Raw genomic sequence first — 19638 nt, forward strand, 5'->3', positions numbered from 1 at the left:
TAGAGCCGGACAAGCACAGTCCGACGGCGATCATAGATCGGATGGAGATCCTCGATGCCCCGCCGCCCAGCCAGGGTCACACAGGCCGATATTGCGCGCGCGATCCGCGCCGCAAAGGAAGCTGGCGCCACCGAGGTCGTGGTCGATACGGACGGCGTGATCAGGATCGCTCTTACCTCGAGCGCGCCATCCACCCCTCAGCCAAAGATCAATTTCGACGAATTCTGGACGCCGTCCGAAGCTCTTGCGCGCCGCCTCAATGGCACCGAAAGCGGGTGAAACGCACCTTTCACCGTTGATGCCGAATCGGAGGATTCGTAGACTCCAGGCATTGGTTCACGGAGCCGACCAATGCCTGAGACCGAACGTCCCGATCCCCGCGCGCCCGGGGATCGTCGCATGTACCTCTATTTCAACTATTCCGAATCCGGATCGTTGCGCTGGTACGTCAAGGTCAGCCGGAAGGGACGCCGGATCGGGATCGCCGAAGACTACGGTACGAGAGCGTTCGATGCTGCCTATGAGGCGGCGGTCGCCGCACTCGGAGGAGTGTTGCGGATGCGGCGCGTCAAAGGAACCAACAAGCCCGGTCAACCGGAGCGCCGCTATCTCTACGTCGATGTCAGCCAGCGCGGTCAGTTGCGTTACTACGTGCAGCTTCGCAACAAATTGCCAAAGATCCGGATCAAGGCCGCGTACGGTTCTTCAGAATTCGATGCGGAGGTCGATGCCGCCATCGCCTCCCAGATAGCGCTCTATGGACAGGAGAGCGACTACCTCAACGCTCAGAAGCAGCGCAACGACCCCTGCCCTGCGCGGCCTCCTTCGCCGCCGAAGCCCGGGACACTGCGCTGGTATTGGCACGGATACAGGCAGAGCGACCATTGGCGGGGCGATCTCAGTGTCGGCCATGCCGGTCTTGCCGAGACAACGCGGCTCCAGCGGACGGGGCTGATCGAAAGCCTTCTGATCGAGAATGGCGAGAAGCCATTTGCGGTCCTCACGCGCAACGTCATCAAGGCGGAGATGAAGGCGCGCACCCCCTCCCAGGCCGGCAATCTGTTATCGGCTCTGCGCGGCATGATGCGCTGGATGATTGATGAGGGCCACCTGGACGAGGACGACGATCCGACCATCGGCCTGCGCTCCGGGAAGGCGCGGGCGTCGCGAGAGAGCGGCGGCTTTCTGCCCTGGACCGAGGAGGACATGGCCCAATACCGGGCCAAATGGCCGCTCGGCACCGAGGCGCGGCTGATGTTCGACATCCTCCATTACACGTTCCTGCGGCTTGGGGACGCGCATCGCTTCGGGCCGCCGCACCTGCGCCAGATCGTGCGCAAGATGGCCGTCCAGATCACCACCGAAAAAAGCCGGGGCAATACGATGGTGACCGTTCCGGTGCACCCGGAGTTCGCCAAGAGCCTGCGGGCCGCAAGAGCGGCCGGAATCGTCGGCGCCGACGTCTTTACGGGGAAGCGCGTAAAGGGGCGCGTGCTGCCGATGAACAAGAAGGCGTGGGCGATGAAGTTCAAAAAATATGCCATTCTCGCCGGCGTCAACGAGGCGAAGAAGAGTTGCCATGGCGTGCGCAAGGCGCGCGCCGAAGTGGCCGCCTACGCCGAGTGCACCGAGAGCCAGATGATGGCGATGTTCGGCTGGACCGACCCGAAGATGCCGGCGCACTACATCGCCCAGGCCAACCGCGAGAAGCTCGGCATCAGCGGGATGGACAAGGTGGTCGCGTTCGACCAGGGCCAGTCACTGGATGATTTTCTGCGGCCTGTCGCGGAAAACAGGACGGGAACGTTGAGCGGGAACGAAGTGGTAACATTCCCGGGTAACATCCGGAAAAAACTGTAAGGATTTCAAGGGAAAACGTGGGTTTATGGTGCGCTCGGAGGGACTCGAACCCCCACGGTGTTACCCACTGCCACCTCAAGGCAGCGCGTCTACCAATTCCGCCACGAGCGCGAAGAAGAAGCCGGAGCCAGAGGAAGGGCGGCACCGGATCAGTGGCGCCCGTGTATCAAATCGATGTCGGGGGGACAAGGCCCGCCCTGCCCTAAAATACCGGATTGTGGACGGTTTTGGCTTGGCCGGGGCGCGCTATCGCGACGTCGGCGTCGGCGAGCGCGGCAGCATCTGCTTGACCTCGACCGCGATGCGGTTGCGGTCGACCAGCACCACCCCATTTGCGATCGGCAGATTGTTGGCGAGCACCTTGACGTCGTCGGCCTCGGTGGCGTCCAGCTCGATGATGGCGCCGCGGGACAGGCGCAGAACCTGGTGGATGGGCATGGAGCAGGTGCCGAGAACGACCATCAGGTCGACTGTCACTTTATCGAGGGTTGACACTGCAGGACCACCGAAGTCACGACTGGATTTTCGTTGCCCAGACATCACCATGTTGTGGTTAGCCAATGGTTAACAGCCGCGAAACACTCGACCTGACCACCTTTGCTGGCCCCCCCGGCAACGCCGTGGCGTGGCGCATCTCCGATTCGCTGATCGACTACGCCCAGGCCACCGAGTTCATGGAGGCACGGGCGGCCGCGATCGCCGCTCACGAGGCCGCGGAGATGGTCTGGCTGCTCGAGCACCCGCCGGTCTACACCTCCGGTACGTCGGGCAAGGCCGAAGACCTGCGCGATCCGCGCTTTCCGCTGGTGCCGACCGGGCGCGGCGGCCAGGTCACCTATCATGGGCCCGGCCAGCGGGTGGCCTATGTCATGCTCGACCTCAAGCGGCGCCGGCCGGATGTGCGAGCCTATGTCGCGGCGCTCGAGGAGACCATCATCCGCACCCTCGATGCCTTCAACGTGCACGGCGAGCGGCGCGAGGATCGCGTCGGCGTCTGGGTCAAACGGCCCGACAAGGGCGAGGGCCATGAGGACAAGATCGCCGCGATCGGCGTGCGGCTGAAGCGCTGGGTCACCTTTCACGGCATCGCCATCAATGTCGAGCCGGACCTGTCGCACTTTCAAGCCATCGTGCCCTGCGGCGTGACCGATCCGCGCTACGGCGTCACCAGCCTGGTCGATCTCGGCCTGCCGGTGACGCTCGCCGATGTCGACATCGCGTTCCGGCAGGCGTTCGAGAGCGTCTTCGGCGCCGTCAGCGTCGCGCAGCCGGAGACGGCATGAGCTCACGCGGCGCCCTGCTGCGGCGGCACGTCGAGCTTCGCCGCGACATAGCGGCGCTCCTGGCTCAAGCCACCGAAGCCGTAGGCATCCGCCTTGACCTCGTCGACATGAAGGTAGGTCTCGTGATGCAGCGGGCCGATCAGCTCGGCCATGCGCGCGAACACCGCGGCCAGATAGGCGGCCTTCTCGTCCTTGGTGTTGGTGCCCTCGCTGACGTGAACGTCGATCCAGTAGCTGGCAAGCCCCTGCTCCGCCAGCGAGGCGCCGCCGGCGAACCAGTCCGCGGCATCCGCTTCCGAGACGATGACGGCGGTGACCTTGGGATCCTTGCGCAGGATCCGCGCCGTCAATTCGGTGACGGCGTCCGCGATGGCCTTCTTCAGCGACGGCGAGCGGCGCTGGCTGGCATAGACAATGTTGATCAACGGCATGGTTGGCTCCCGGTATCCAGCGCGTGACTGCGCCTCGACAGCAAAGCTAGCCGCGCGCCTGTCATTTTGGTATCTTATCGGGATGGATATCAATGATAACGATCGCATATGACAGCCACGCTCGACATCGCGACCGTCCGCGCCTTTCTGCTGGTGAGCGAGCTGCACAGCTTCACCCGGGCGGCCGAGACGCTCGGCACCACGCAGGCCGCGGTCAGCCTGAAGCTGCAGCGCCTGGAAGCGCTGCTCGGAAAGCGGCTGGTCGAACGCTCGCCGCGCGCGGTCCGGCTCACCGCCGACGGCGCGGCCTTCGCCGAGAACGCCCGCGCGCTGGTTGCCGCACATGACCTCGCGCTGACCGGCGCTCCTCGTGCCCGGCCGCTGTTGTCGCTGGGGATCAGCGATCACGTCGCCGGCCCCGAGCTGGTGCCGATGCTCGAGCAGTTGCATGCTGCCATGGCGGACCTCGTCCTGTCGGTCAGCATCGGCTTCTCGCGCGACCTGCTCGACCGCTACGATGCCGGCAAGCTCGACGCCGTGATCGTCCGCCAGGAGGCGAGCCGCCGCGGTGGCGAGGCGTTGATCACGGACGAGTTCGGCTGGTTCGCAGCTCCCAGATTTCGTCTGCCGGCGGCCGGCACGCTGCCGCTCGCCACGCTCGCGCCGCCCTGTGGCGTGCGCAGCATCGCGGTCCGCGCGCTCGAGCGCGCCCGAATCAGCTTCAGCGAGACGTTCGTCGGCGGCGGAGTGACGGCCGTTGCGGCCGCCGCGCGGGCCGGTCTTGCGATTGCGCCGCTGGCCCGCCGGATCGCACCCAGCGGACTGATCGATGTCGGAACGGATCTCGGCCTGCCCAAGCTCGGCCGCTCCAAGGTGATGCTGCATGCGAAGGCGGGCGATGCGGCCAAGCGCGCGGCCTTGCGCACGCTGGCCGCAGCATTCCGAAGCGCCGCGATCTCGAAGTAATTGACGCCCGCGGAGCCTGATGTAGCATGGATTAATCATCCGAGTTCAGGAGCAGCGGCTTGAACCGTCTCTTGACCGCAGCTGACCTCGTCAGCGCCCCAGCAAAGCCGAGCCCGGCCTCGACCGGCGCGACCGGCCTCGAACCATTGCATCGCCACGCGCTGATCCGAACCTCGAACGCCGACGTGCTGCGCGACCTCGCGGGGCGCCGGCTCGGCGCCGAGCGCGTCGACTTCAGGAACGCCGAGCGCTTCGAGGCGATCGTCAACCTGATCGAGCTCGAGACCATCGGCCTCGCGTTCGGCACCACGACCTGCGACATGGTCTGCGACCATCGCGCCGCCGATTTCATGAGAGTGCAGATCGCCCTGAAGGGACGCGCGGTCAGTTGCACTCCCGGCGAGGCGACCGACGTCAATGAGCATCAGTTCGCAGTCGCGCCGGCCGGCGTGCCATGGCAGATGGCGTGCCAGGGTGGCCATCGGCGACTGACTCTGCGGCTCGATCCCCAGGCGCTGCGACGGCGCCTGACGGCGCTGGTCGGCGTACAGCCGCGCGCCGACTTTGCGATCGACCCTGCCATTCCGGCCGCCGATCCGCAGGCCCGCAACCTGATGCGGCTGCTGGATTTCCTGACGACCCAGCTCAACGAGCAGGATGCGGCGTTCCCCGCCGCGGTCTATCGCGAGCTGGAGGATGCGGTGCATGTCGCCTTCCTCTGCGCCAGCCGTCATCGTTTCCGCGACACGCTCCTGGGTCCCTCTCCGATGCCGGATTTCGGCCTGGTCAAGCGGCTCGAAGATTACATCGAGGCCAACTGGCGCGAGCCGATCACGATCGAGCGCCTGGCGCGCGAAGCCGGCGTCAGCGCCCGCTCGATCTTCCGTCTGTTCGAGCGCGTGCGCGGCTATTCGCCGATGGCCTTTGCCAAATCGGTGCGCCTGCGGCGCGCCCACGAGATGCTGCGCTCCGGCGACCCCGAAATCACGGTGGCAGCGGCCGCTGCCGCCTGCAACTTTGCCAATGCCGGGCACTTCGCCCGCTACTACCGCGCCACGTTCGGCGAGCTGCCATCGGCGACGATGGCACGCGCCGAGCAATCGTGACGCTTTTTTCGACCGCTCACAGGATGGCTTCGAGCGCGCTACGCAGGCTCTGATGCCGGAACACGAAGCCGCTCGACAGCGCCTTGTTCGGCACCACGCGCTGGCCGCCGAGCAAAAGCTCCTCGGCGAAGTCGCCGCCGATCCGGCGCAGCAGGCCGGCGGGGACGCGCAGCAGCGCCGGACGCCGCAGGCAGCGCGCGAGTTCGGCGGTGAAGGCGAGATTGCGCACCGGCAGCGGCGCCGTCGCATTGACCGGCCCGGTGATGGCCTCCGTCGCGATCACATGCGCGATCAGCCGAACGAGATCGTCGCGCTCGATCCAGGACATCCATTGCAGACCGGAGCCGAATGGCCCGCCGAGGCCGAATTCGAACGGCGTCAGCATCCGCGCCAGGAAGCCGCCGTCGCGGCCGACCACGAGCCCGATCCTCAGCAGTGCGACGCGGACGCCGTGCGCTTCGGCACCGCGAGCCGCTTGCTCCCAGGCGTCGCAGAGGTCATGGCTGAAGCAGCCATGCGACTTGGCGGATTCGGTCAGCGGCTGGTCCTGCCACAGGCCGTACCAGCCGATCGCCGAACCGTTGACCAAGACCTTCGGCTTACGGTCGAGCCGCGCAATCAGGGATAAGACGGCTTCCGTCGTAGCCAGCCGGGACTGCAGGATCGTCGCGCGCCTGGCCGCGGTCCACGGCGCATTGCCGATCGGTTCACCGGCAAGATTGACGATCGCGTCGACACGGGTGTCGGACGCGAGCTGATCGAGACTGGTGATCAAGGTCAGCGGCGCCGGCAACATGGCGGCCTTGGCCGGGTCGCGGACCAGGGCGACGACGTGATGGCCGGCCGCGGTGAGACCGGCCGTCAGCCGCGCGCCGATGAAGCCGGTCGCGCCGGTGATGAGGATGGTCTGCGCCGGCGGCAGCGCCGCGACCAGCCCGGCCGCATCCGGCTGCGACATCCGCGCAAGGCGCCGTGCCGCGGTGAAGTCGCGCAGGCCGCACAGGGCAGCGCCAACCGCGGCGGCAGCCGCAATCCAGCTCAGCAAGCCGGCAAAGGCCGGCACGATCGCCGAGGGCTGCATCGCCCAGCCGATCAGCAGCGGCACCAGCAGCATGAGGATCGCGCCGTAGTTGATGGCGAGCAGCGTGTGATTCACGCGTTCGCTCGGCGGCAGCTTGCGCGTCAGATCCTCCTCGACGAAATCGGTCAAGGTGATGCCGATCTCGGCCACGAGCACCGCGAGCACGAGGATTGCGAACAATCCATGCACCTCGCACCAGCCGATGACGGCGAACAGCAGCGCATAGAGCATATTGCGGACGCCGTGCAGCTTGAGCTCGCCCCGCTGTGACGGGCGCCAGGCCAGGCGCTCGGTGAACTCATGGTGATAGACGGTGTCGAACACGCCCATCACGATCTGAAGCGCAATCAGGGACCAGAGCAGCGGCGTCATGGTGCGGACTCCCGGAATACGGCGCTCTGGCGGATGATGCGCCCGAAGCGCGGATGGATGATCTCGAGCGAGAAGCGAAAGACGCCGCTGCCGAGATCGGAATGGGTGACGGTGAGGTCGCCGGGCGTGAGCCATGCCGGCAGCGCCCAGCGCCGGCCCGCGAAGTCGAACGTGTAGCCGGCGCTATAAAAATGAAGCGCGCCATCGGCGACGCCGACGCGCAGGCTCATGCTAAGGCCCCAGCCGAGATATTCCTCGAGCCCCGTCGGACCGGCGAAGCGCTTGGCGGAATGGATCACCTGAGGGAAGCCATGCGGGCGTCCGCAGATGCGCGTCCAGATCTGGCCGCCTCTCGCCGCGTCCTCCGTCACCGCGACGATCATCGGCACACCGATGTCTGCGTGCGTCGGCAGCGGCCCGCCGATCAGCCGCGCCAGATGCGCGAACCAGAAGCCGGCACGACTGATCTCGGCCTGATCGACCTCGCCGACATAGACGACGGTCGCGCCGTCGGCGAGTTTCTTGGAGAAGCGGCGCCAGATCGATACCGGCAGCCGTCCCCAATCCTCGGCGGACAACAGCGCACGAAACCTGTGATCGTCATGAAGCCGGGCGTTGGAGGGCGTTGAAAGTCCGAGATGTCCCATGGTCACCATGACGCCCTCCGCTCATCTACGACCTTGATCTTCCCGACGGCAGCAGATTTGCGATCTTCTCGCCGAGCTTGATCAGCGCGACGAGACGCGGCCGCGGCACCTTCAGCATCTGCACGTACCAGCGGTCGACCAGCTCGGTGAACGCCAGCATGTCTTTCAGCCGCCTGGCTGCGACCGTGCTGATCGCGGGATCGCCGGTCGCTTCCGCGACGCAGGCGCGCAGCGCAGCGATCGCGGGATCGATCTCGCGCTCCTTGCGGCCGGCCGCGATCCGCTGTGCGACCTCCCAGATGTCGGTCTCGGCCTCGAAATGATCGCGGCGGTCGCCGAGGATCGGCACGCGCCGGATCAAGCCCCAGGCGAGCAGCTCCTTCAGCGAGTTCGAGACATTGGAGCGGGCCATGCCGAGCGTGTCGGCGATGTCCTCCGCCGTCATCGGCTTCTCGGCGAGGTACAGCAGCCCGTGAATCTGGCTCACCGAGCGGTTCACGCCCCACCGGTCGCCCATATCGCCCCAGTTGAGGATGAAACGCTCGACGGCGGGCGGAAGTTTTCGATGACCTGTAATTTCTGTCATAACAGAAATATCTGACGGGCGAGGATGAATGTCAAGAGACCCGGCTTTGAACCGGGCTGGGAGCTGGCCCGACGGATGTTACGGCGCACATTTTGCGCCTGCCGACCCGCCCGGTTCCCCGCCTGCCCCCTCTGCAACAGGAGCAAGCCATGACGGCATCCGACAAGGCGTTCACTGGATCGATCCCACAGATCTACGATCAACTGATGGTCCCCTTGATCTTCGTGCCCTATGCGCTGGACCTCGCGCGGCGCATCGCGGCGTACCTGCCGCGCGACGTGCTGGAGACGGCGGCGGGCACCGGCGTGGTTACGCGGGCCCTGCATGCTCAACTGCCGCCGGAGGTCCGGATCGCCGCCACCGACCTCAACGAGCCGATGCTGGCGCAGGCGAAGACCCATCTCGCCGCTGCGGACCGCATCGCATTTCATCAAGCCGATGCGCTGGCCCTGCCCTTTGCCGATGCGAGCTTCGATGCCGTCGCATGTCAGTTCGGCGCGATGTTCTTCCCCGATCGCGTCAAGGGCTATGCGGAGGCCCGCCGCGTGCTCAGGCCCGGCGGACGTTTCGTCTTCAACGTCTGGGACCGGATCGAGGAGAATGAAATCCCTCACGTCGTTCACGAGACGTTGCAGCAGGTCTTCCCCGAAAGCCCGCCGCAGTTCTTCACCCGGACTCCGCACGGCTATTTCGATGCCGGGCGGATCGAGGCCGATCTGACCGCAGCGGGCTTCACCGACATCGCGATCGAGACGGTGACGCATCGCAGCCGCGCGGCGTCGCCTCAGGACCCGGCCACGGCATTTTGCCAGGGCACACCGATGCGCGGCGAGATCGAAGCACGCGGCACGCCCGGCCTCGCCGCCGTGACGCAGGCGACCGCGGACGCGCTGGCGCGCCGGTTCGGCAACGGACCGATCGAGGGCCGCATCCAGGCGCTGGTGATCTCGGCGGGGTGAGCGGCGGGCTCGCGCGCCGTGTCGTTAGAGCGTCGGCAACACGGAGAACGCCTCGCCCGGCCGGCGCGGTTTGAGCTGATCGGCCGTCGCCGGGTTTTCCATCACGGCATCGACATGCGCTGCTGGCGGTCCCTCGCGGCAGGCTGCCAACACGGCGGCAACGTCGTCCGAGGGACCCGCGAACAACGCCTCGACACTGCCATCGGTGCGGTTGCGGACCCAGCCTTCGAGGCCGTTCAGGATGGCCTGGTCCTCGACCCAGGCACGATAACCCACTCCCTGGACGCGGCCGCGCACCAAGACGTGGACGATGGCGCGATCGATCATGATCCGAGCCCCAGAAAATCGCGCAGGCGCTTCTTCACATCCGCCTCGCGCATCACGCGTGCCGTCAGCTCCGCCGACGGCAGCCCCTTGAGCTGCTTCGGCGAGGCGCCGTCGCGGAGCGCCTTCAGCGTCTCATACACCGCCTGCGTCGCCGCGGCGATCGGCGCATGGCCCTGTAGCGCGACGCGGACACGGCGCGAGGCGAGATAGCCGAGATCGGACATCTCCTCCGGCGCGCCGCCGAGCACGATCGGCAGCGTCGTCGCCGCCGCGACCGCATCGAGTTGGTCGCGCGCGGTAATGCCGGTGAAGAACAGGCCGTCGACGCCGCAGGCCTCATACGCCCTGGCTCGCGCGATCGCGTCGTCGAGCGAGGTTATGGAAACGGCGCCCGTCCGTCCCAGGATGACCAGCGCGGGATCGTCGCGGCCATCGAGCGCGGCCTTCACCTTGCCGACCCCTTCGGCAAGCGAGATCAGTTGCGGCTTCGCTTCGCCGAAAGCCTGCGGCAGCAGGGTATCCTCGATGGTGAGACCCGCGGCACCGGCCGCTTCCAGTTCCTGCACCGTGCGGCGCACGTTCATCGCGTTGCCGTAGCCGTGATCGGCATCGACCAGCACCGGCAGCGCGGCAGCGCGCGACATTCGCCGCATCTGCTCGGCCAACTCCGTCAGCGTGATCAGCGCGATGTCGGGGTCGCCGAGCACGGCGAGCGAAGCAGCCGAGCCGCCGAACATGCCGAGCTCGAAGCCGAGGTCCTCTGCGATCCGGATCGAAATCGCGTCGTATACCGATCCCGGATGGATGCAGCGATCGCCGGCGAGGATCGCACGGAGCGCCTCTCGACGTGCACGGAAAGTCATCCTCGCCTCCTCTCTCCCGTCATTGCGAGGAGCCAACGGGTCCGCACAAAGCGCGGCCCGATGACAGGCTCCGCGACCAGGCAATCCGGAGTCGTCTCCCGAGCCCCGGATTGCTTCCGCCTTCGCCTACAGGCTTCGGCGGACAAAGTCGCTTCGTTCGCAACGACGTCGACTTCTGAGCTTACGCAAACTCCAGGATCAGCGCGTCCACCGCGAGCGTAGCGCCGGCTGTCGCGTGGATCTTCTTCACCGTACCGTCCTGCTCGGCGCGCAGCACGTTTTGCATCTTCATGGCTTCGACCACGGCGAGCGTCTCGCCGGCCTTGACCTCCTGCCCTTCGGTCACGGCGATCGAGACCACGAGGCCGGGCATCGGGCACAGGAGCTTCTTGCCGCTATCACCTGCGGTGACGACCGGCATCAGCCGCGCCGCGGTCGCCTCGGCTTCCGTGTAGACGTAGACCGGCGCTTCGACGCCCTGATGCGCGAGCCGCACACCGTTCGCAATGAGGCGCGTCTGCACGGCGATGGCCGCGCCATCGATGGTGCCGTGCCAGACCGCATCGCCCGGTTTCCAGTCCGACACCAACTGATGCGCCGGGCCGACCTTGCCGTCGGCCCCGACGAAGCGGACCGTGATCGCGCCGTTCTCCCTGGTGATGTCGAGCAGGATCTCGTCACGCCCGAGCCACACCGCGCGGCGGCCCTGTCGCTTCACCGGCCGGCCGATCATCTGCTGCGAGATCTGCCGCTTGCGCTCGCCGAGCACGTGGTCGATCGCAGCGCCCACCGCCGCCAGCCGGCGCGCGATCTCGCCTTCCGGCGCACGCGCGGCAAAGCCCTTGGGAAACTCCTCGGCGATGAAGCCGGTGGACAGCCTGCCCTCGCGCCAGCGCGGATGGTTCATCAGCGCCGACAGGAACGGGATGTTGTGGCGGATGCCATCGACATAGAACGCATCGAGCGCGGTCGACTGCGCCTCGATCGCGGCAGCCCGCGACTCCGCATGGGTGACGAGCTTGGCGATCATCGGATCGTAATAGATCGAGATCTCGCCGCCCTCCTGCACGCCGGTGTCGTTGCGTACGGTGATGCCGTCAGCCTTGCTCTCGGCCGGCGGGCGATACTTCACGAGGCGGCCGATCGACGGCAGGAAGCTGCGGAACGGATCTTCCGCATAGACGCGCGATTCCACCGCCCAGCCGGTCAGCGTCACGTCCTTCTGCGCAAGCGAAAGCTTCTCGCCGGCGGCGACGCGGATCATCTGCTCGACGAGATCGATACCGGTGACGAGCTCGGTCACGGGATGCTCGACCTGCAGGCGGGTGTTCATCTCAAGGAAGTAGAAGCTCTTGTCCTGGCCGGCGACGAACTCGACGGTGCCGGCGGAGTCGTAGTTCACGGCCTTGGCGAGCGCGACCGCCTGCTCGCCCATCTTGCGCCGCGTCTCCTCATCGAGCAGCGGCGACGGCGCCTCCTCGATGACCTTCTGGTTGCGGCGCTGGATCGAGCATTCGCGCTCGCCGAGATAGATCACGTTGCCATGCTTGTCGCCGAGCACCTGGATCTCGATGTGGCGGGGATCGACGATGAACTTCTCGATGAAGACGCGATCGTCGCCGAACGAAGCCTTGGCCTCGGCCTTGGCGAGATTGAAACCCTCGGCGACCTCGGCGGTCGAACGCGCGATGCGCATGCCCTTGCCGCCGCCGCCGGCGGAGGCCTTGATCATCACGGGGTAGCCGATCTCGTCGGCGATGCGCACGGCGTGCTTGTCGTCCTCGATGACGCCGAGGAAGCCGGGCACGGTCGAGACCTTGGCCTTGGCGGCCGCCTTCTTGGATTCGATCTTGTCGCCCATGGCGGCGATGGCGCCGGGATTGGGGCCGATGAAGACGATGCCGGCCTCGGCCAATGCCCGCGGGAAAGCCTCGCGCTCGGACAGGAAGCCGTAGCCCGGATGCACCGCCTCGGCGCCGGTCTTGCGGCAGGCCTCGACGATGCGGTCGATCAGGAGATAGCTCTCGGCGGCGGCGGGCGGGCCGATCAGCACGGCGTCATCGGCCATCTCGACATGAAGCGCATCGCGGTCGGCTTCCGAATAGACCGCAACGGTTCGGATTCCCATGCGGCGGGCGGTCTTGATGACCCGGCAGGCGATCTCGCCGCGGTTCGCGATCAGAATGGTTTTGAACATTTCTTGCTTGATACCTTTGGGCGGGCTCCCCGCTCGTGGCACAGGCGTAACACCGCGAGCTTGACCGGTTCGTCTATACCAAAATCGCCCGCGCGCAACCCGCCTCTCGTTCCGCCCCTGCCGTCCGGCGAGGCATGCCAGCCGTGTCCCCTGCCGTCAGCCGGAATAGCTGTGGAAACGTCCGCGGGCATAGGCGTGCGACACCGCCTTCATCAGCTCGCCGACCTCGGTCTCAAGGAAATCGTTCGCAACGATCAGGGCACGAATGGCCGCCCGCGGATCGCCTTCGCAGGCAGCGATGGCCTCGTCCACGGCGGCCTCCAGCGCGAGGTCTTCGCTGTCCGCGGCTTGAGCATTGGTCTTGGATTGCGATCTGGGCTGCATGCGCGATGACGGTCCTCGCTCCGGTCACGCCTTCATGTTCACTTTATGTTCTCAAGAGTCAAGGCGGATCACGCCGCCCCGATCTCTTCCTGCTGCGGCTCGGCCTGTGGCTTTTCGGGAGCCAGAGCGACAGACTCTTGCTGTGCACCCTGCCGCACCAGGCGGTGGATGAAGCCCAGCTTGCCGATGACCGGCGGCGTCAGGATGAAAGGATAGAGATCCCGCGCGCCCATCGCTCGCGCGACGCTGTTCATCGCAAAGGTGAACGGCAGCCAGGCGTTGACGATGGTGTCGAAGTCCTCCGCGACGTACGGATCGAAGGTGACGCGCGCCGTCAGCCCGCCGATCTGGTCGGCGGGCGGATCGATCTCGATACCGAACTCGGAGGCCATCTCCAGCGTATCGACGATGTGGAGGTAGTGCGCCCAGGTCTCGGCAAAATCCTCCCACGGATGTGTGGTGGCGTAGGCCGAAACGAAATTGTCCTGCCAGTCCACCGGCGGCCCCTGATCGTAATGCCGCCTCAGCGCCGCGCCGTAGTCCTGGGTATCGTCGCCGAACATGGCCCGGCATTCCTCGAGCCTGCCGGCATCGCGCACCAGCACGTCCCAGAAGTAGTGCCCGACCTCGTGGCGAAAATGACCGAGCAAGGTCCGGTACGGCTCGCCCATTTCGAGCCGGCGCCGCTCGCGCTCGAAATCGTCGGCCTCGGCCAGAGCGATGGTGATGAGGCCGTTGTCGTGGCCGGTCAGGACCCTCTGCTGACCGGCGGGGTCATCGGCAAGGAAGTTGAAGATCAACCCGTGCCCGGGATCCTCGATCCGTGTCTTCACAGGGAGTTTCCAGCGGATCAGCGAATAGAACAGCCGGTGCTTGGCCACCTCCAGCTCTCGCCATCCGGCGAGTTGCGCGGGATCAGACAGATTGGGAATCGTACCGTTGTGCCGGCAGGCGCGGCAGAAGCCCGAAGTCTCGCCGATCTCGAGCAGCCAGTTGCAGGCGTCGTGCTCGGCATTGGCGCAGAAGAAGCGCCCCGTCCCGTGGTCGGCGAGCGTCCGAAAGCCCTCCTCCGCCGGCTCGATCGCCGACAGGATCTGGCGCTCCGGCATGAAGGCGAGCTGATGGCCGCAGCGCCCGCAGCTGCGATTCTCGAAATACAGGATGTTCTTGCAGGCCTGACAGACGAAGAGCTTCACAGCGTGGACCTTCGTGTTGCGGTGTTCAGGGCCTGACGACGCACGACAGTAACAGTCCGTTCCGGGAGCACGGAACTTTTTATCTGCCCTCACGTTCACGTCATGCCGGCGTTTGCCCGCCATAATCTCTGGTCAGTTTGCTTTCCTTGGTCCCAATGTCGCCACGCTTCCGAACACCCGCGATGGAATGCTCGGGCGACTGCTCGCCACATCAGTGCAGGTCAGCATGAACAGCGCGGATGCGCCCAGAGACGAAGTGAGGCCGGAGGCTGCCGCCGATGCGCTGCGCCAGCATATCGAGGAGATAGCGCGCGATCGCGATGAGGCCTATCGCGCGCTGCAGGAACGCGAGGCGGAGCTCGCGCGCATCCAGCGGATCGCCCGGGTCGGCGGCGTCGAGGTCGACCTGCGCGAAGGCTACCGCAACCGCCGCTCCCCCGAATACCTGATCATTCACGGCCTGCCGCCGGAGGCTGTCCACGAGACTCACGAAGACTGGGTCAGACGCGTGCATCCCGACGACCGCGTCAAGGCCGAGCAGGACTTCATTGCTGCAGTCAAGAGTAAGCAGGAGGACTACACCACCGAATACCGCATCATCCGTCCCAGCGACGGCGAGATCCGCTGGGTCCGCGTCATCGCCCGCATCGAGCGTGACTGGAACGGCCGCGCGATCCGTCTGGTCGGCGCGCATATCGATGTCACCGACCAGATGCTGGCGCAAGCCAAGCTGCGCGAGAGCGAGGAACGCTTCCGGCTGATCGCCGACAGCGCGCCGGTGCCGATCTGGGTGACGAAGCTCGACCGCACCCGCTCCTTCGTCAATCGCGCCTATATCGATTTCCTCGGCATGTCCCCTGACGAGGCGCTGGCCTTCGACTGGCGCAAGGTGCTGCATCCCGAGGACCTTCCGCGCATCCTCGAGCAGCAGCAGTCGGGAGAGCGCTCGCTGAAGCCGTTCTTCCTCGAGGCACGCTACCGGCGCGCCGACGGGGAATGGCGCTGGCTGCGATCGGAATCGCAGCCGCGCTGGGATGCGAACGGCAAACATGTCGGTTTCATCGGCGTAGCTCACGACGTCACGGCCGCCAAGCAGGCCGAGATCGAGCTGCGCCGCATCAACGAGACCCTCGAAGAGCGGATCAGGGAGCGCACCGCCCAGCTCGAGGCCAATGAAGCGCGCATGCGCGCGATCTTCGACACCAGCAATCAGTATCAGGCCATCCTCGACGTCGAGGGCCGCGTGATGCATGCCAACCGCATCGCGGTCGCCGGCATGCGCGCCGGTGAAGTGAACGTCATCGGCCAGCCGCTCTGGGATGCGCCCTGGTTCACCCATACGCCGGGCGTGACCGAGATGCTGCGCAAGGCGTTCGCCCGCGTTCTCGCCGGCGAGAGCTTTCGGACCGAGATGCGGCTCGACTTCGCCAGCGGCCAGCGGCATTTCGAGCTTTCGATGCGGCCGCTGTTCGACCAGCATGATGTCGTGACCGGCGCGGTCGCCGAGGCGATCGACGTGACCGAGCGCATCCAGGGTGAGGAGCTGTTGCGGCAGTCGCAGAAGATGGAGGCGATCGGCCAGCTCACCGGCGGCGTCGCACACGACTTCAACAACCTGCTCACCATCATCCGCTCGGCCACCGACTTCCTGCGCCGCCGCGATCTTCCCGAGGAGCGGCGCCGGCGCTATGTCGATGCGATCTCGGAGACGGTGGAGCGCGCCTCGAAGCTGACCGCGCAGCTCCTGGCCTTCGCGCGGCGACAACCCTTGACGCCGCAGGTGTTCAATGTTGGCGAGCAGGTCGAGAGCGTCGTGCAACTGATCCGTCCTCTCGTCGGCAGCCGCATCCAGATCGAGCTCGCGGTCACGGACAGCGGGCTGTTCACCCTCGCCGACGTCGCGCAATTCCAGACCGCGCTCATCAATCTCGCCGTCAATGCGCGCGACGCCATGAACGGTGAAGGACATCTGAAGATCGGCGTGCAGCGGACCGAGAGCATCCCGGCCTTGCGTGGCCAGAGCACCCGGCCCGGTGCCTTCATCGCGATTTCGGTCGCCGACACCGGGGGCGGCATCGCGCCTCAACATCTCAACGCAATCTTCGAACCCTTCTTCACCACCAAGGAGGTCGGCAAGGGCACGGGTCTCGGCCTCAGCCAGGCGTTCGGCTTCGCCAAGCAGTCCGAAGGCGACATCGCGGTCGACAGCCGCATCGGCGACGGCGCGACCTTCACGATCTATCTGCCGCAGGCCACGGCTCCGCAATCCGGCACGGAAGCCGGCTCCGCGCGCATCGAGCCGGCGACCATCGGGCGCGGCTACCGCGTGCTCGTGGTCGAGGACAATGACGAGGTGGGGCAGTTCTCGACCGAGCTGCTCGAGGATCTCGGCTATGTGACGCGCCGCGTCGCCAATGCCGCCGATGCGCTGGCAATCCTGGCGAACGACGAATTCGCGGTCGACCTCGTGTTCTCCGACGTCATCATGCCCGGCATCAACGGCCTGGAGCTCGCCGGCATCATCCGCGACCGCTATCCCGGCCTGCCGGTGGTGCTGACATCCGGCTACAGCCACGTGCTCGCGGAGAACGCCCATCACGGCTTCGAGCTGATCAAGAAGCCCTATTCGGTGGAGTCGCTGTCGCGCATCCTGCGCAAGGCGATGGCCGAGAAGGCGCCGCTGCCGCGCTGAGTAGTGCGCGCTCCGCGCCCCGGAATGCCACGTGGACGGAGTGGGTCACACCGAGGGCCCTGCGGAACCAAATGGCGTACACCGCTGTTGCGATGGATCACGCGCAACGAGGCGGCATGGCGGACTTCGATAGCGGCAAGGACCTGGCCCGCGCCGGCCATGCGCTCGACGCCACCAATTTCTTCCTGGCCGATGTGCGTGACGGGCTCGGCCCTTATCTCGCGATCTATCTCCTGACCGAGCAGAAATGGGACGAGGCCTCGATCGGCGTCGTGATGTCGCTCGCGACGATCGCGGGCATCGTCGCGCAGACGCCCGCCGGCGCGCTGGTCGACGCCACCAGGGCAAAACGGCTGGTCATGATATCAGCCGCGATCGTCGTCACGGCCGCTTCGCTGCTGTTACCTCTCATGACCAGCTTCTGGCCGGTCGCGATCTCACAGAGCATCGCCAATGCCGCCGGCGTGATCTTCGCGCCGGCGATCGCGGCGGTGTCGCTCGGGATCGTCGGCGCCAAAGCCTTCACCGCGCGGGTCGGCCGCAATGAGACCTTCAACCATGCCGGCAACACGGTCGGCGCCGTCATCGCCGGCGCTGCCGCCTATGCGCTTGGACCGTCGGCGGTGTTCTATCTGATGGCGGTGACGTCGGCCGGCAGCCTCATCAGCGTGCTCGCCATCCCCGAGCGCGCCATCGACCATGACGTCGCGCGCGGACTGGCGCATCAGGCGGAGGGCAATCGCCCGAAGCGGGGCGAGCAGCCCTCGGGCCTCAGCATTCTCCTGACCTGCCGTCCGCTGCTGATCTTCGCGGTCTGCGTCGCGCTGTTTCACCTCGCCAACGCCGCCATGCTGCCGCTGGTCGGCCAGAAGCTGGCGCTGCAGGACAAGAATCTCGGCACCAGCCTGATGTCGGCCTGCATCGCCGCGGCCCAGCTCGTGATGGTACCGATGGCGCTGCTGGTCGGCGCCCGCGCCGACCGCTGGGGCCACAAGCGCTTCTTCCTGACGGCGCTGCTGATCCTGCCGCTGCGCGCGATGCTCTATACGCTATCGGACGACAAGGCGTGGCTGGTCGGCGTGCAGCTACTGGACGGCGTCGGCGCCGGCATCTTCGGCGCGATCATGCCGGTGATCGTCGCGGACCTGATGCGCGGCACCGGACGCTTCAACATTGCGCAGGGCGCTGTGATCACAGCGCAGAGCATTGGCGCGGCGCTGTCGACCGCGCTGGCGGGCCTGGTCGTCGTCCATGGCGGCTACAGCGCCGCATTCCTGGTGCTCGGCGCGGCGGCCGCGCTCGCCGTGATCGTATGCTGGCTGCTGCTTCCCGAGACCGGTGGAGCAGAGGCCGCGCACCCGAATGCGGCGCCCTCGCCCGCTATCCCCGCCGAATGATTTGCTCTATCGATCCCTGATCATGTCCCTGCACGATACCTGGCTCGCCTACGCCATCATCATTCCCGCCACCGCTGGCGTCATCATCCGCCCCTTCCGGCTGCCCGAGGCCGTGTGGGCCGTCGCCGGCGCGATCCTGCTGGTCGCGCTCGGCCTGCTGCCTGTCGCTGAAGCGCTCACCGGCATCCGCAAGGGCGTCGACGTCTATCTGTTCCTGATCGGCATGATGCTGATTGCCGAGCTGGCGCGCCGCGAGGGCCTGTTCGACTATCTGGCCGCCTATGCCGTGGAGCACGCGCGCGGCTCGCCGCAGCTCCTGTTCCTGCTGGTCTATGCGGTCGGCACCCTGGTCACCGTGCTGCTCTCCAACGATGCCACCGCGATCGTGCTGACGCCGGCCGTCTATGCCGCCACCCGCGCCGCCGGCGCCTCGCCGCTGCCCTATCTCTACGTCTGCGCCTTCATCGCCAATGCCGCGAGCTTCGTGCTGCCGATCTCCAATCCGGCCAATCTGGTCGTGTTCGGCGAACGCATGCCGCATCTCACCGAATGGCTGCGCCAGTTCACCCTGCCCTCGATGGCCGCGATCGCCCTGACCTATGTCGCGCTATGGCTGACCCAGCGCCGCGCGCTCCGTGAGGAGACGCTGCGCACCGATGTCGAGAAACCGCACCTGAGCCGCGAGGGCCGGCTCGCCGCGTTCGGGATCGGCGCCATCGCAGCGGTGCTTCTGACTGCCTCGGCGCTCGACGTGCAACTCGGCCTGCCGACCTTCGTCTGTGGCGTCGTCACGGCGACCGCGATCCTGCTGGTCAGCCGGCAATCGCCTTGGCCGGTGATCCGCGGCATCTCATGGGGTGTGCTGCCCCTGGTCGGCGGCCTGTTCGTGATGGTCGAGGGTCTAAGCCGCGCCGGCGCGATCGGACAGCTCAGCGCCTGGTTGCACCAGGGCGTGACGTCGTCGCCGCACGGCACGGCGTGGGCCGCGGGCCTGATCACCGCAGTGGCCGACAACATCGCCAACAACCTGCCGGTCGGCCTGGTTGCGGGCTCCGTCGCTGCCAGCGACCACCTGCCGCATGAGGTCATCCGGGCCATCCTGATCGGGGTCGATCTCGGCCCGAACATCTCGGTCACAGGCTCGCTTGCCACCATCCTTTGGCTGACGGCGTTGCGGCGCGAGAAGATCGAGGTGACCGCCTGGCAGTTCCTGAAGGTCGGACTCGTCGCAACACCGCCCGCGCTGATCGCGGCGCTGGCGGCAGCGATCTGACATCGATTGATTCGCGAT

At 66.6% G+C, this 19638-nt stretch carries 19 protein-coding genes and 1 tRNA gene; 9 read left to right on the top strand and 11 right to left on the bottom strand.

Annotated features, from left to right (window positions below):
* The first annotated feature begins 54 nt into the window (after positions 1–54).
* Positions 55–279, top strand: a complete 225-nt coding sequence (locus QX073_RS24320; protein ID WP_316192106.1) for a hypothetical protein — start codon at positions 55–57, stop codon at positions 277–279.
* Positions 280–399: 120 nt separating this feature from the next.
* Positions 400–1860, top strand: coding sequence for a hypothetical protein (locus tag QX073_RS24325; protein ID WP_316192104.1), 1461 nt, complete (start codon positions 400–402; stop codon positions 1858–1860).
* A 26-nt stretch (positions 1861–1886) separates the two neighbouring features.
* Here the strand turns inward: QX073_RS24325 and QX073_RS24330 are convergent.
* Together QX073_RS24330 and QX073_RS24335 are read right to left on the bottom strand one after the other, a co-directional pair.
* Positions 1887–1971 (bottom strand) — tRNA-Leu (locus QX073_RS24330).
* A 135-nt stretch (positions 1972–2106) separates the two neighbouring features.
* On the bottom strand, positions 2107–2355 hold the full coding sequence (locus QX073_RS24335) for a FliM/FliN family flagellar motor switch protein (protein ID WP_315717718.1): 249 nt from the start codon (positions 2353–2355) through the stop codon (positions 2107–2109).
* A gap of 65 nt (positions 2356–2420) precedes the next feature.
* Here QX073_RS24335 and lipB point away from each other — a divergent pair, with 65 nt between their 5' ends.
* Complete coding sequence (lipB, locus tag QX073_RS24340; RefSeq protein WP_315717717.1) at positions 2421–3143, top strand: lipoyl(octanoyl) transferase LipB; 723 nt, start codon at positions 2421–2423, stop codon at positions 3141–3143.
* A 2-nt stretch (positions 3144–3145) separates the two neighbouring features.
* Here lipB and QX073_RS24345 read toward each other — a convergent pair whose 3' ends face one another.
* Positions 3146–3574 carry a 4-oxalocrotonate tautomerase family protein gene (locus QX073_RS24345; protein ID WP_315717716.1) on the bottom strand — a complete coding sequence of 143 codons (429 nt, stop codon included), beginning with the start codon at positions 3572–3574 and terminating at the stop codon, positions 3146–3148.
* Positions 3575–3682: 108 nt separating this feature from the next.
* On the opposite strand from QX073_RS24345, the gene QX073_RS24350 reads away from it, so the two are divergent.
* Both QX073_RS24350 and QX073_RS24355 read left to right on the top strand, forming a co-directional pair.
* On the top strand, positions 3683–4540 hold the full coding sequence (locus tag QX073_RS24350) for a LysR family transcriptional regulator (RefSeq protein WP_315717715.1): 858 nt from the start codon (positions 3683–3685) through the stop codon (positions 4538–4540).
* Positions 4541–4599: 59 nt separating this feature from the next.
* Positions 4600–5646: an AraC family transcriptional regulator gene (locus QX073_RS24355; protein WP_316226503.1), complete on the top strand. Its 1047-nt coding sequence runs from the start codon at positions 4600–4602 to the stop codon at positions 5644–5646.
* Between the two features lie 16 nt (positions 5647–5662).
* Here QX073_RS24355 and QX073_RS24360 read toward each other — a convergent pair whose 3' ends face one another.
* The 3 genes from QX073_RS24360 to QX073_RS24370 are packed head-to-tail and all read right to left on the bottom strand — an operon-like array spanning position 5663 to position 8332.
* The gene (locus QX073_RS24360) at positions 5663–7099 is read right to left on the bottom strand and encodes a TIGR01777 family oxidoreductase (protein ID WP_316226504.1); all 1437 of its coding nucleotides are present in this window, start codon (positions 7097–7099) and stop codon (positions 5663–5665) included.
* Positions 7096–7755 (bottom strand): DUF4166 domain-containing protein, encoded by a 660-nt coding sequence (locus QX073_RS24365; protein WP_316226505.1) that lies wholly within the window; start codon positions 7753–7755, stop codon positions 7096–7098. Before QX073_RS24365 ends, QX073_RS24360 begins: the two co-directional genes overlap by 4 nt.
* A 16-nt stretch (positions 7756–7771) precedes the next feature.
* Positions 7772–8332 (bottom strand): GbsR/MarR family transcriptional regulator, encoded by a 561-nt coding sequence (locus tag QX073_RS24370; protein WP_315717711.1) that lies wholly within the window; start codon positions 8330–8332, stop codon positions 7772–7774.
* Positions 8333–8481: 149 nt separating this feature from the next.
* Between QX073_RS24370 and QX073_RS24375 the strand changes: the two genes are divergently transcribed.
* A complete protein-coding gene (locus QX073_RS24375; RefSeq protein WP_316226506.1) occupies positions 8482–9291 on the top strand; it encodes a class I SAM-dependent methyltransferase in 810 nt (269 codons plus the stop codon).
* 24 nt (positions 9292–9315) lie between these two features.
* Here QX073_RS24375 and QX073_RS24380 read toward each other — a convergent pair whose 3' ends face one another.
* From QX073_RS24380 to QX073_RS24400, 5 genes are all read right to left on the bottom strand, one after another.
* Positions 9316–9618, bottom strand: a complete 303-nt coding sequence (locus QX073_RS24380; RefSeq protein ID WP_315717709.1) for an acylphosphatase — start codon at positions 9616–9618, stop codon at positions 9316–9318.
* Entirely contained in the window at positions 9615–10481 is an 867-nt protein-coding gene (locus QX073_RS24385; RefSeq protein WP_316170834.1) for an isocitrate lyase/PEP mutase family protein, read from the bottom strand. The genes QX073_RS24380 and QX073_RS24385 overlap by 4 nt, the downstream gene beginning before the upstream one ends.
* A 181-nt stretch (positions 10482–10662) precedes the next feature.
* Complete coding sequence (locus QX073_RS24390) at positions 10663–12678, bottom strand: acetyl/propionyl/methylcrotonyl-CoA carboxylase subunit alpha (RefSeq protein ID WP_315717707.1); 2016 nt, start codon at positions 12676–12678, stop codon at positions 10663–10665.
* A gap of 156 nt (positions 12679–12834) precedes the next feature.
* On the bottom strand, positions 12835–13062 hold the full coding sequence (locus QX073_RS24395; RefSeq protein WP_315754780.1) for a hypothetical protein: 228 nt from the start codon (positions 13060–13062) through the stop codon (positions 12835–12837).
* 68 nt (positions 13063–13130) lie between these two features.
* Positions 13131–14258, bottom strand: a complete 1128-nt coding sequence (locus QX073_RS24400) for a putative zinc-binding peptidase (protein ID WP_316165053.1) — start codon at positions 14256–14258, stop codon at positions 13131–13133.
* Between the two features lie 226 nt (positions 14259–14484).
* On the opposite strand from QX073_RS24400, the gene QX073_RS24405 reads away from it, so the two are divergent.
* The 3 genes from QX073_RS24405 (at position 14485) to QX073_RS24415 (ending at position 19620) form a co-directional block, all read left to right on the top strand.
* Entirely contained in the window at positions 14485–16950 is a 2466-nt protein-coding gene (locus QX073_RS24405; RefSeq protein ID WP_315827871.1) for a PAS domain S-box protein, read from the top strand.
* Positions 16951–17066: 116 nt separating this feature from the next.
* Positions 17067–18347 (top strand): MFS transporter, encoded by a 1281-nt coding sequence (locus QX073_RS24410; protein WP_316203026.1) that lies wholly within the window; start codon positions 17067–17069, stop codon positions 18345–18347.
* Between the two features lie 22 nt (positions 18348–18369).
* Positions 18370–19620 carry an arsenic transporter gene (locus QX073_RS24415; protein ID WP_316226507.1) on the top strand — a complete coding sequence of 417 codons (1251 nt, stop codon included), beginning with the start codon at positions 18370–18372 and terminating at the stop codon, positions 19618–19620.
* The last annotated feature ends 18 nt before the right edge of the window (positions 19621–19638 follow it).

This window comes from Bradyrhizobium sp. SZCCHNS3052 (assembly GCF_032484495.1).
GTDB lineage: Bacteria > Pseudomonadota > Alphaproteobacteria > Rhizobiales > Xanthobacteraceae > Bradyrhizobium.